This window comes from Pseudomonas sp. NPDC098740, assembly GCF_044760065.1.
Lineage (GTDB): Bacteria > Pseudomonadota > Gammaproteobacteria > Pseudomonadales > Pseudomonadaceae > Aquipseudomonas > Aquipseudomonas rossensis.
In genome coordinates this window covers 185,557-196,767 of sequence record NZ_JBIWAM010000003.1, presented here as the reverse complement: position 1 = coordinate 196,767, position 11,211 = coordinate 185,557, and the positions used below count along the sequence as shown (strand labels likewise).

Here is an 11,211-nt window from a genome sequence, read left to right as displayed (position 1 = left end):
AATCGTTGGCTGGCTCAATCTGCCGGTGAGGGATACAGAGCGCGCAGTTGCTGGCATTCGGCTAGCGTGGAAAATTCCAGGATCTTCCTAGGCGCAGAGTGATCAGGTTTGTGGTCAGCAGGTAGTAGTAGCGCGTCGATTTCGAGTTTGAGTTCATGTGGTGGTTCAAAAACCAAACGAGATGTTTTCTTTGCCATGTCCATGGATTATCTCGGTTCCAGCGTTCAGAAATGGCTGCTTGAATAGTCTTGGCCTGGCGGATGTGACGTTCGCGTGTGGCATGTGCTCCCGTCAGCACCCCAGCCAAGAAGATCTCCATATCGAATGGTTTATTCATACCCGACCACCGATGTACGCCGATACCACGTCGATTCGACCGTGTCCCAGCTCATAGCTGATTTGTAAGCGTGCCTCTCGATCAAGGCGTGGATCGAGGCGCCTGCACCTGCCACCGTTGATGGGCGCTAGGTGATGAGTGATCTGGTCATAGCGTTCGCATGCATAAGCCGCGCGCAATTCGTGGAAGCCTTTGAGGTTGTGCTGATGGAGGATGCTCCGTGCGGGGCGGACGATTCCCCGTTGGAAATCGAGGTAGGTTTCGTTCGGTGCAAGTAGGTTGCGGCTACCGTCGGGCGAGACCTTTTCGGCAAACCTCAGTGCATCACGAATATGATCATCTACCGTAATCCAACGAGGTGCTGACGCGCCAGAACGGCCACCTTTGGTGCCATCCTGGATGTTGATCTTCCCGTATTGTTCGGACTCACGTTTCAGGCGCGGAAGGTCGACCAAAATCGCCTCGCGTAACCGCATACCGGTGGCTCGCGCTAACTGAGCGATGGCCGCGGCGCGCGGCTGCTGGTGTGCGCAAAGCACCTCTACGATCTTCTTAACGTGTTCGCGGTCTTGGCCTTGCGGCACAGAACGACGAACACTGGTGCGCCGCATTCCCAGCGCCTTACTTGGGCTCGGCACTTTTACATACTGATCACCGCGAAGCGCGCCCATGGTCCGATTCACACTGGACAACCGGTTCTGCGCAGTTGCGATGGCCAGCTCACCTTGTTCAACTTGGTGGCGCAGATGTCCGGCGTAGTCCAGCAAGGTCTGCCAATTAATCTGCCGCGCATCGTTAAACCCCGGCCCTTCCTCCGACCGACACCAGCGTACGAACGCCTGCCAGCGATCGCTGTGCGCTTTGACCGTGCCGTAATGGCCGCCGCCAAACAGATCACGTAGCGCCTGTGGTCCGGCATAACTCAGTTGCCGTCCATAGCCAAAGTTCCGCCCGTCCCGTCTACCTACCAATGCCATGATCAAACTCCTCTCGAAGCCAAACCTTTAAAACCTTCCCCACGTCATCCCGCCAAGAATGTTGAGTGTTATCAGGGATCAAGGCCCCTGCGACCTTGTGAGGATTGTCCACTACGCGGGACTGGCGGCTCTTTACGACCAGGAGCTTGGGCATCTCATGATCTGACCTCCTGAACACTTCCGCAGAAGTGGGCGGGTAGAGGCTGCACTGGCTGACGAGACCAGCGCCGCGAGATCCTGAGTCGGGTGAGGGCAGTGAGGCGATGTCCGGGGCGTGCCTGGCTGTCAGTCAGGTGCAGTCCATTCCGTGGGCTGCGGCACCATCATCTGCGTCGCTGTTGCTGATGACTTCGGTGTTTGTCACGCCGATTGTCACAGAGGGAATTGCCGCAAAGCCTTATACGAGGTGGGCTGCAGCAGCGGTAGGAGCGCCCGTCTCTTTCCAGAGAAAGAGACGGGCGCAGGTTGGCGCAGTGAAATGGCCAAGCGGATAGGTTGCTGCAGGGCAGCTGGGTAGGGGGATTTATTTGCCGCAATGGCAATGATCTGAAGTAGGCATCCATCACATCGCTGTGACCATGCGAGCCGCCGGACGCTAATCGCACTTTGGGAGAACCACCACGGTGTGGCGTAGCCTTAAAGATTCTGGCTACCTGGGTTGCTGTCAACGACAGCGCTTTGCTCGATCTTTTCTACTCCTGTGGATAATTTGGGTCAAGGCTCGAATTTTCGAGAGTTCTGCGGCTGTGGATAAAATTATCCACCGGTGGAAATCAGTGGTTTTCCACAGACAGTTGTGGGGGCTTTAGATTTTTTAAGTGAGGTCCATCCAAACAGGGCGGCTTTGCAGCCCTGTTTGGATGGACCCGCGTGGACAAACGGATCATCGAGATTTCGAGAACGTACGCTTACTTTGCTGCGCCGCGATTGGCTTTTGGCCGTGTGACATTCGTGCAGAGTCGTGAGGAGTGACATCCTCCTGCTGATTGGTGACTGGGAATCGGCTCCACCAGTTCATGATCAGTCTCCGCTCGTCGAGTTGCGTGCGACTATGGAAGACTGAGTACAATCCCCGCACGTATGTCTTTTCTTCGACCTTTTGCAGCTACGTGAAGCAGGCTGATCATTTAGGAAGTCTTTGATGTCACTCAATCCCCATACCCTTGAAGATCTGCCCTCGCTGGTTGAATCTGTCGAGCTCGAATGCAAGCTCGCTCAGGGGCAGGATGGGAAGGGAGAGTTGCCTAAGGATTTCTGGTTAACCTACTCCGCTTTTGCTAACACTCAGGGTGGGGTAGTACTGCTTGGCGTGCGCGAAAAGGATGGGCAGTTCAGCGTTGCAGGCCTATCAAATATCGAGAAAGTACGTACTGACCTGTTCAATACCCTCAACAATCCGGCCAAGGTCAGTGTCAATCTGCTGACTGACCGGGAGGTGGTCGTCAGAGAGCTGGAGGGCAAGCAGGTACTTGAAGTGAAAATCCCGGCGGCTTCGCGTAAGCAGAAGCCGGTATTTCTCAATGGTCAGCCGCTAGGTAACACTTATCGTCGATTACATGAGGGTGATCGGCGTTGCTCTGAGGAAGATGTTCGCCGCATGTTCGCAGAGCAAGTGGAGGACTGTCGGGACGAGCGGATTTTGCCAAATTACGACTTCGCAGACATCGATCCGGACAGTCTGCGTATCTACCGCCAGATGCTTAGCGACATAAAGCCAGGCCATCCAGCGCTGGAGCACCAAGGGATTGAGTTTCTCCGACAGATAGGCGGCTGGCGAAAAGACCGCGCGAACGGAGTCGAAGGGCTGACTCTGGCAGGTTTACTAATGTTCGGACGCTGGCTTTCGATCCAAGAGAGTGTGCCGCATTACTTTGTGGACTATCAGGAGCGGCCGCACGCCAAAACAGAACTACGTTGGGTGGATAGACTCGTCCCTGATGGAACCTGGTCAGGAAATCTGTTTGATTTCTACCGGCGGGTTTATCGCAAGTTGGTTGAGGACCTAAAGGTACCGTTCGCTCTCAAAGGTGATCAGCGCCAGGATGACACACCGGTACATGAAGCTCTGCGCGAGGCTTTGGTTAATACCTTGGTCCATGCCGACTATACCGGGCGGGTTTCTGTGTTAGTCGTGAAGCGTCCTGACTTGTTTGGCTTTCGCAATCCTGGCGGCTTACGTTTACCCCTTGAGCAGGTGTTGCAAGGTGGTACCAGCGATTGCCGGAACAGGCTAATGCACCAAATGTTTCTTCTTATCGGTCTTGGCGAGCGTGGTGGTTCTGGGGTTCCAAAAATCTACAGCGGGTGGCGCAGCCAGCATTGGCGACCGCCAGCCCTTTATGAAAAGCCCGAGCCCGAGCAAACCCTTCTTGAGCTTCGCATGTTGGACTTGCTGCCTGAAGGGGTGGTGGAGCAGTTACGAGAGCGATTTGGGGTTCGTTTCGAGAGCTTGGAACATACTGCTAGGTTGATTTTGGCCACGGCCGCGATTGAGCGGGTGGTCAGCCATAATCGTCTCCTTGAGATTTGTGATACTCATGCTCATGACTTGAGCCAACTGCTTGCGCGGTTGGTACGCGAGGGATTCCTTGTGCCCGACGGGCGCTCACGGGGCATGATTTATCACCTGCCGGGTGAGCAACTGCCTACGCCGGAGCAAGTGTTCGCAGGTCCGCTGCAGAGCTCCGAACATTACGCCGGCAGCTCCGAACATAACGGGGCTAGCTCCGAACATAACGCAGGTAGCTCCGAACATAAGGTCGAGCTGGATATGCAGCGAAACGATGATGGCTGCTTGTTGAGCGATCATATTGACGCGCCGCTGATCGATGCTTTGGACAGGCTTGATGCAGGGTTTCGAGAAAAGCTCGAAATACTGGCTGAGGAGCCGCGCAATCGAGAGCGCATGCAAAAGGATCGTATGCAACAGGTGATTATCACCCTATGCAAGGAGCACTATCTGACGCTCAACGTTTTGGCTAATTTGGTAAAGCGCAGTCCAGATGCCCTCCGTCAGCAGTACCTGAATGGAATGGTGAAAAGTAGGCAGATTCAGTTGGCATTTCCGTCCAAGCCGACTCATGAAAGGCAGGCGTATAAAGCGTACGTTGGTGGGCAGGACGAGGAGTAGGCTAACGGCCTACTCCCTCAAGCGGCTTTTCGCCTTGAGCCGCGTGACGTTCGTCCCGGTCTGGTTTGCAAACTCGTGTGGAGTGACATGCTCCTGCTGATTGGCCTCCAGATACCGGCTCCACCAGTTCATGATCAGCCTGCGCTCCTCGATGAACTCTGCCTTGTGGATGTAAGCGGCGCGGACGTTGTTCCGCTCCTTGTGGCTCATCTGTCTTTCAATGGCGGTCTCGGACCACAATCCTGACTCGATCAGTGCGCTGCAGGCCATCGAACGAAACCCATGCCCGCAGATATCGGTTTTGGTGTCGTATCCCATCGTCCGTAGCGCGTTGTTCACGGTATTTTCGGACATGGGCTTCCAAGGTTTGGCATCCCCTGCGAAGACCAATGCGAATTTGCCTGTGAGTGCATGGATTTTTTCGAGTAGCGACACTGCTTGCGGCGATAAGGGTACTAAATGGATATCCCCTGCCATCTTCGTACCCCTTGTGGAAAAGGGTACTCCCTCCAACACGGGTCGAGTGTCCGGTATCTCCCAGGTGCCGCGCTTGAGGTCGAACTCGCTCCAGCGTGCGAAACGCAGCTCGCTGGATCGTACAAACACATGCAGCGACAGCATCACCGTCAGACGGGTAAGTGCCCGGCCTTTATAGGTGTCGATCCGCTCCTGCAGTTCCGGCAGTCGCGATAAGGGTAGAGCGGGGCGATGTACCACCCGCGGGGCTTTGATCGAGCCCTCGAGATCGTAAGCAGGGTTTATGGTGATAAGCCGGAGGCGCTTTGCCTCGCGCATAATGCTCTGCAGGTAGTTTTGTACCCTTAAAGCAACGTCGATCGTTCCGCGCTTCTTGATCGCTTCCAAGGGCTGCATAAGGTCATGGGTGTCGAGGTCGACAATGGCGCGGGCGCCGATCAGCGGGAATACGTGGGTTTTGAGGCGGCTCATCACTGTCTTGGAATGGCCTGGTGCCCACTTGGTCGACATTTCCGTATGCCAGTCGAGCGCAACGCTTTCAAAGGTCCTGCCTTTGATTACGGCTTCCGCCTTGGCTTGGTGCTTGGTCTCTATGGGATCAATGCCATCCGCCAGCATTCGCTTGACCTCCAAGCGCTTGCGGCGCGCGTCGGCGAGGCCAATGACGGGGTAGTTGCCGAACGAGGTCAGTCCTTCGCGTCCGTCAGGTTTGACATAACGGAGCCGCCAGCCTTTGCGGCCATTGGGTTGGACTAGGAGGTAGAGGCCATCGCCGTCGAAAAGCTTGTAGGCGCGGTCTGTAGGTTTTGCCAAGCGGCAAGCTGCGTCGGAGAGCGGAGCTGTGGTGCGCGACATAAGGGTACTCCCTTTTATCGAAGTGACCTGTATCCCAAACTCTACCCTTAAAACGGTTGGAATCCACCAGTTTCTGACGGAAACCGATGGAGCGCCAAAACGAAAAAACCCGCCAGAAGGCGGGTTTTTCGGGGGTTCCAGAGATTTTGAAAGCCTTCTCTGGAACCTTGTATGGTGCCGGCACCAGGAGTCGAACCCGGGACCTACTGATTACAAGTCAGTTGCTCTACCAACTGAGCTATACCGGCGTGTTAGGGCGACGATTATAGCGATTGGGTTGGTTCTGTAAACCCCTGAATTCAGACTATTTTTGCGGAGGCGTCAGGCCGGCCCCGCGGACGCTTCTGCGGGGCCGGTCAATGCGATTGCTTTAAAGCGTTACACGCCGTTTTTAACCGCGTTGATCAGGTCCTGACTCAGCACCTGCGCGGGCGCCACTTGCACGCTTTGCGTGTAGAACGGCGGCAGGTTTTGGGCCAGTGTCGACAGCGCTTGTGCGGTGGTGTTGCCCGGCAGCAGCACGTATTGGAGGTTGGACGGATAGCTCTGCGGCACGGGGCCTTCCATGGTCGAACCGTACGCGCCGAAGGTCATCACGGCCTGCGGGGTGGTGGGGTCGGGGGCGTAGAGGAAGACGAAGGTGCCGTACTTTGGATGCGTCAGGTATTGCTCGGCCTGGGCGCGAACCGTCGGGTCGGGGTCGTTCATCAGGGTCCAGCGCATGACCGCGTAGTTGCGGGTGGTTTCCATGAACGCTGTACGAATTGGCGACTGGTTCTCGACGCCTCCCAGACACACCAGCAGGTTGCCGAACGGATCGATGAGGGCTACCGAGTTGAACACCGTGCTTTGTTGCGCGGTTTTCAGTAGCGGCGGGGCGAGTTCTGCGCCAGGGTCGCGTGGGTTCGCCGATTGCACGGTCAGCGCAAACGGGCTGAGCGCAGTCAGTGCTTGGCGCACTTTGCTGTTGGCCGGAAGGTTTGCCGGGTTTTGCAGTTGATCCGGTGGCAGACCGCTGTTGTTGCTGGCCTCGCGTACGGTGTTGACGCTGGCGGAGAAGATCGAACTGGTGAGGAAGTAAGCCGCCGAGTCGATGGTCTGACCGCCGAATACCGGGCTGGTCGAACCTTGATAAGCCCGGCTGACAGGCGCCGCAATCGCGTAATAACCCCAGGTGTCCTGCGCCTGTTGGCGGATCTGCGGCGGCAGCGACGGAAAGGTGAACTGGCTGTTGTAGTTGATGCCTGCGTAGTCATCGATCGCACTGACGGCGACGTTAAATCCTGCAGTCAGCAGTGAACCAGCGCACATGGCGCACGGGTCCAGCGTGGTGACGACAGTCAACTGATTGGGCGGTGGCAGGTTCAATGGCGCGACGTTTTCGTAGTACCAGTCCACCAATTGCCGCTCGCCGTGTGCGGTCGGGTCATGAGGTAGAAAGTAAGTGGTGCCGCTGCCGGGGTAAGGCATCAGCACATTGTTGTGCAGCGCGGCGATGACTTCGCCCGTTGCGTTGTTGATGATGGCGCCACCCACCGCGAAGGTTTGCTGCAGCGCAGCATCAATGGCTTGGTTGGCGACGGTATCGACGGCTTCCTGTGCACTGTTCAATGTGCTCATGTTTTTCCCAGCTCCTTGCTGTTTGAGCGCCAGGCAATTCTGGCGTTTGGAAAAGATAGTTGAGGTTTCGCAGGTCGTTTATCTTGTTTTGGCTGAACGCTTATGCACAACTGGATCTGTACCGCACCTGCTTAGAGGCAAATTTGTGGAGCCGTTCTCATTTGATCGCAAATGCCTGTTTTTCCGATTTTTTTACAGGTGTACGAAAATTGAACAGTTGTGTTTCAGCTCCGAAACAGCCGTATATATTGGATCCATGATAATTTCATCCCCAGAGTTATCCACAGGCTGAGGCGCTTTATGGGCGCTCAGCCAGGATCAGGAAATTACGCGGTGTAAGCGGGGTTTCGCAGAAGGTTCCGAGGCGAACCGCATACCCTTGCTCGGCGAGGAAAAGGGCTCGATCGAGTACCAGCCACAGCTCCAATGGGCGTCGGAAAAGTCCGCGCAGTAGCTCCAGATTGCGCACTTCGGCCAATCGCTGCCAACCAGTGGCTTCAAGTGCTGACCAATTCTGCGGTCCGATTGTGGATAACTCTTTAAGCGCGGCCAAATGATGGCAGTAATCAGCGAAGGATTTATCCAGCCAGGCACTGGGGAGGGAAGGGGTGGGCAGGTATTCGTCTATGCCGCGCAGCTGCCGTTGCAGCAGGTCGAAGGCCAGGCGTCGGGCCATGGAGGTGTCACGCTGACGTCGGACGCGAGCGCCAGCGGTGACGGTTTCGCTCATCGGTAGCGAAAGATCATCGAGGGACAGCTGTAGGTTGGAGCGCTTGGCCGACGAGGAAAGCGGCTGATACTCGCTCAGACTGATCCGGTTGTAGCAGCAAGGCGCGATGGCTAGTTGTTTGCAGCCAGCGGCACTGGCGAGTTGGATCAGCCGCACATGCAGATCACCGCAGGCGTGCAGCGCTACCGGCGTGTGGGCAGTATTTAACAAAGAGGCGGCATCCGCAGCGAGTACATCTTGCTCGACATGCAGTGCGTGCAATTGATGACGCTGGCTGAGTGCCTGACCGCTGGCGACCAGCGCCGGGTCGTATTCCAGGCAAGTGAGCTGCTGACCGGTTTGCAACAATCGCCGCCCCAAATGGCCCTTGCCCGAACACCAATCAAGCCAATGCTTCGGTGCAGAGACAAACGCCAACCGGCTGGCAAACGCCTCAATCTGCTGCCACTTGCGCCCCGGCACATCGACATTCAACCGATGCCCAGCCGCTTCAAGCGCATGCCTGGGCAGTTCACCCACTGCGCTCAGCTCAAGCGACAGCGCCGCCAGCGAAGCAAAAGGCTCCGGCGCATCCAACAGAGCAGGTTGGTTATGAGCATTTTCCGCATCCTCCAACGACCTGCCGCGTAGCCATACAGACAACTCGGGGTAGGACGCTTCCCAAGGAAGCTGCAGATGAGTAAACGGCCGAGGTTTCCACTGCGCCTGATGCTCGATCAGAAAAGCATCCAGCGCCGCGAAACGGGCGAGTAACTCCTCGCCCGTCAGCACGCAGGCATCAACGCCCTTGGCAGGCATCGACGCGCAGCCAGCGCTCCAGCAGCTTGAAGCCGCGAACCAGCACATAAGCCATCAGCAGATAGAACATCCCCGCCGCGAAGAATATCTCCACCGGCAGGTAGGTCCGGGCAATGATGGTGCGGGCCATGCCGGTCAGTTCCAGCAGGGTCACGGTGCTGGCCAGGGCGCTGGCCTTGAGCATCAGGATCACTTCGTTGCTGTAGGCCGGCAGACCGATGCGGGCGGCACGGGGGAGGATGATGTAGACCAGCGCTTTGGTCCGGGACATGCCCAGGGCGCGCGCCGCTTCGATCTCGCCCGGTGGAATCGCCTGGATCGCGCCGCGCAGGATCTCGGCGATGTAGGCCGCGGTGTGCAACGTCATGGTCGCCGTGGCGCACCAGAACGGATCGCGCAGGTACGGCCACATCGAGCTGTTACGGATCGCGTCGAACTGCGCCAGGCCGTAGTAGACCAGGAACAGTTGAACCAGCAACGGCGTACCACGGAAAAAGAAGATGTAGCCGTAGGGGAATGCCCGCACGTACCAGAGTCGTGACGAGCGCGCGATGCCCAGCGGAATTGCCAGCAGCAAACCGGCGATCACGGCGATGGCCACCAGTTCCAGGGTCAGCGTCGCGCCCTGAGCCAGTTTCGGCAGCCACTTGATGATGACTTCCCAGTTCATTGGGTGCTCCTCGCGAAGCCGCGAGCGGCGCGTTTTTCCATGAAGTACATGCCGGTCATAGCGAGAACCGTCAGGCCCAGGTACATGAACGCGGCCACCATATAAAAGGTGAACGGCTGCTTGGACACGGTCACGCCGATTTGCGCGTGACGCATGATTTCTTCCAGGCCGATGACCGACACCAGCGCGGTGTCTTTCATCAGGATCATGAACAGGTTGCCCAGGCCGGGCAGGGCGATGCGCCACATCTGCGGCATGATCAGTTTGGTGAAGATACGGAATTTCGACAGACCCAACGCCACACCCGCTTCGCGGTGACCTTTGGGGATAGCCAAAATTGCGCCACGGAACACTTCCGTGGCGTAGGCGCCGAAGCACAGCCCCAGCGCAATCACGCCAGCGGCGAAGGCATTGAGTTCGAGGTCGGGGTTGCCGAAGAACTCGCCCAGGGCACGCATCAAGTTGACCGTGCCGAAGTAGATCAACAGCACCCAGAGCAATTCAGGGATGCCGCGAACCAGTGTCGAATAAGTACCGCCAAGCCATTGCAGCGGCTTGTACGGGGAAGTCTTGGCCAAGGCGCCGAGCAGACCGAGCACCAGCCCCAGGCACAAGGCCGAGAGTGCCAGTTTCACAGTCATCAGCGCGCCAGCGGCGAGCGCCGGGCCGAATCCGTAGAGATCGATAGTCATGGATTTCTTTTCAAATCGCGGCAGGCAATGCCAGGGACTGGCGCCGTCAAATAACGGCGCCGGCCCGGCAGGTCAGAATCAATAGATGCTGAACGGGAAGTACTTGTCGTTGATCTTTTTGTAGGTGCCATCAGCGACGATTTCTTTCAGCGCGACGTTCAGCTTCTCGCGGATCGCGTCGCCTTTACGCACGGCGATACCGATCTTGTCGCTTTCTTCCACCGGATCGCCCTTGAACTCGTAGGACCGGCCGGCGTCGCTTTTCAGCCACTCGTAGTTGACGTACTTGTCGGCCAGGATGCCGTCCAGACGACCGGAAGTCAGGTCGAGGTAGGCGTTTTCCTGGGTGTCGTAGAGTTTGACTTCAACGCCTTCCATGTTGTCTTCCAGCCAGGTGCCGGCGAGGGTCGCACGTTGTGCACCGATCACTTTGCCTTGCAGAGAGTCCTTGTCGGTTTTGAAATCGACGTTTTTCGGTGCGATGAATTGCAGCTTGTTGGAGTAGTACGGGTCGGTGAAGTCCACCGCTTGCTTGCGCTCGTCGGTGATCGACATCGAGGAGATCAGGAAGTCGAATTTCTTGGCGTTCAGGGCCGGGATGATGCCGTCCCAGTCGGACGTAACCACGGTGCATTCGACTTTCATCTTGGCGCACAGGGCGTCGCCGATTTCTTTGTCGAAGCCGACGACATTGCCACTGGCATCTTTGTTGTTGAACGGCGGGTAGGCCGCTTCGATGCCCATCTTCAAGGTCTCGGCGGCGGCACCGGCGCTGAAGGCCAGGGTGACGGCAGCAGCCAGGAAGATTTTTTTGTAGTTCTGCATGCGGGTAGCTCCGTTAGCGGTTGCTGGACATGAATTGTTTGCAGCGCGCCGAAAGCGGGTTTTCGAACACCTGCTGTGGCGATCCTTGCTCTTCTACCAG

At 57.1% G+C, this 11,211-nt stretch carries 9 protein-coding genes, 1 tRNA gene and 1 pseudogene; 1 reads left to right on the top strand and 10 read right to left on the bottom strand.

Annotated elements, in window-relative coordinates; genetic code table 11:
- Nucleotides 1–61: 61 nt before the first annotated feature.
- Together ACIQU2_RS05280 and ACIQU2_RS05275 are read right to left on the bottom strand one after the other, a co-directional pair.
- Complete coding sequence (locus tag ACIQU2_RS05280) at nt 62–337, bottom strand: hypothetical protein (RefSeq protein ID WP_403139153.1); 276 nt, start codon at nt 335–337, stop codon at nt 62–64.
- Nucleotides 334–1,314 (bottom strand): integrase domain-containing protein, encoded by a 981-nt coding sequence (locus tag ACIQU2_RS05275; RefSeq protein WP_403139148.1) that lies wholly within the window; start codon nt 1,312–1,314, stop codon nt 334–336. Before ACIQU2_RS05275 ends, ACIQU2_RS05280 begins: the two co-directional genes overlap by 4 nt.
- 1,141 nt (nt 1,315–2,455) lie before the next feature.
- Between ACIQU2_RS05275 and ACIQU2_RS05270 the strand changes: the two genes are divergently transcribed.
- Nucleotides 2,456–4,444: an RNA-binding domain-containing protein gene (locus tag ACIQU2_RS05270; protein ID WP_259038116.1), complete on the top strand. Its 1,989-nt coding sequence runs from the start codon at nt 2,456–2,458 to the stop codon at nt 4,442–4,444.
- A 9-nt stretch (nt 4,445–4,453) separates the two neighbouring features.
- Here ACIQU2_RS05270 and ACIQU2_RS05265 read toward each other — a convergent pair whose 3' ends face one another.
- The 8 genes and pseudogenes from ACIQU2_RS05265 to ACIQU2_RS05230 all read right to left on the bottom strand — a co-directional run.
- Nucleotides 4,454–5,776, bottom strand: coding sequence for a tyrosine-type recombinase/integrase (locus ACIQU2_RS05265; protein ID WP_403139143.1), 1,323 nt, complete (start codon nt 5,774–5,776; stop codon nt 4,454–4,456).
- Between the two features lie 172 nt (nt 5,777–5,948).
- Nucleotides 5,949–6,024, bottom strand: a tRNA-Thr gene (locus tag ACIQU2_RS05260).
- Nucleotides 6,025–6,154: 130 nt separating this feature from the next.
- A complete protein-coding gene (locus ACIQU2_RS05255) occupies nt 6,155–7,396 on the bottom strand; it encodes a nucleoside deaminase (protein WP_347802614.1) in 1,242 nt (413 codons plus the stop codon).
- A gap of 298 nt (nt 7,397–7,694) precedes the next feature.
- The gene (locus ACIQU2_RS05250; protein ID WP_403139141.1) at nt 7,695–8,924 is read right to left on the bottom strand and encodes a methyltransferase; all 1,230 of its coding nucleotides are present in this window, start codon (nt 8,922–8,924) and stop codon (nt 7,695–7,697) included.
- Nucleotides 8,905–9,594, bottom strand: a complete 690-nt coding sequence (locus tag ACIQU2_RS05245; protein ID WP_347806306.1) for an ABC transporter permease — start codon at nt 9,592–9,594, stop codon at nt 8,905–8,907. Before ACIQU2_RS05245 ends, ACIQU2_RS05250 begins: the two co-directional genes overlap by 20 nt.
- Entirely contained in the window at nt 9,591–10,286 is a 696-nt protein-coding gene (locus ACIQU2_RS05240; RefSeq protein ID WP_149416717.1) for an ABC transporter permease, read from the bottom strand. Before ACIQU2_RS05240 ends, ACIQU2_RS05245 begins: the two co-directional genes overlap by 4 nt.
- A gap of 78 nt (nt 10,287–10,364) precedes the next feature.
- A complete protein-coding gene (locus ACIQU2_RS05235) occupies nt 10,365–11,111 on the bottom strand; it encodes an ABC transporter substrate-binding protein (protein ID WP_403139137.1) in 747 nt (248 codons plus the stop codon).
- A gap of 13 nt (nt 11,112–11,124) precedes the next feature.
- Nucleotides 11,125–11,211: pseudogene (locus ACIQU2_RS05230) on the bottom strand (ATP-binding protein); the annotation flags it as partial.

Bases quoted from the DNA above. Each gene is read 5' to 3' on its own strand.
- ACIQU2_RS05280 (WP_403139153.1), bottom strand. From the start codon at position 337: ATGAATAAACCATTCGATATGGAGATCTTCTTGGCTGGGGTGCTGACG.
- ACIQU2_RS05275 (WP_403139148.1), bottom strand. From the start codon at position 1,314: ATGGCATTGGTAGGTAGACGGGACGGGCGGAACTTTGGCTATGGACGG.
- ACIQU2_RS05270 (WP_259038116.1), top strand. From the start codon at position 2,456: ATGTCACTCAATCCCCATACCCTTGAAGATCTGCCCTCGCTGGTTGAA.
- ACIQU2_RS05265 (WP_403139143.1), bottom strand. From the start codon at position 5,776: ATGTCGCGCACCACAGCTCCGCTCTCCGACGCAGCTTGCCGCTTGGCA.
- ACIQU2_RS05255 (WP_347802614.1), bottom strand. From the start codon at position 7,396: ATGAGCACATTGAACAGTGCACAGGAAGCCGTCGATACCGTCGCCAAC.
- ACIQU2_RS05250 (WP_403139141.1), bottom strand. From the start codon at position 8,924: ATGCCTGCCAAGGGCGTTGATGCCTGCGTGCTGACGGGCGAGGAGTTA.
- ACIQU2_RS05245 (WP_347806306.1), bottom strand. From the start codon at position 9,594: ATGAACTGGGAAGTCATCATCAAGTGGCTGCCGAAACTGGCTCAGGGC.
- ACIQU2_RS05240 (WP_149416717.1), bottom strand. From the start codon at position 10,286: ATGACTATCGATCTCTACGGATTCGGCCCGGCGCTCGCCGCTGGCGCG.
- ACIQU2_RS05235 (WP_403139137.1), bottom strand. From the start codon at position 11,111: ATGCAGAACTACAAAAAAATCTTCCTGGCTGCTGCCGTCACCCTGGCC.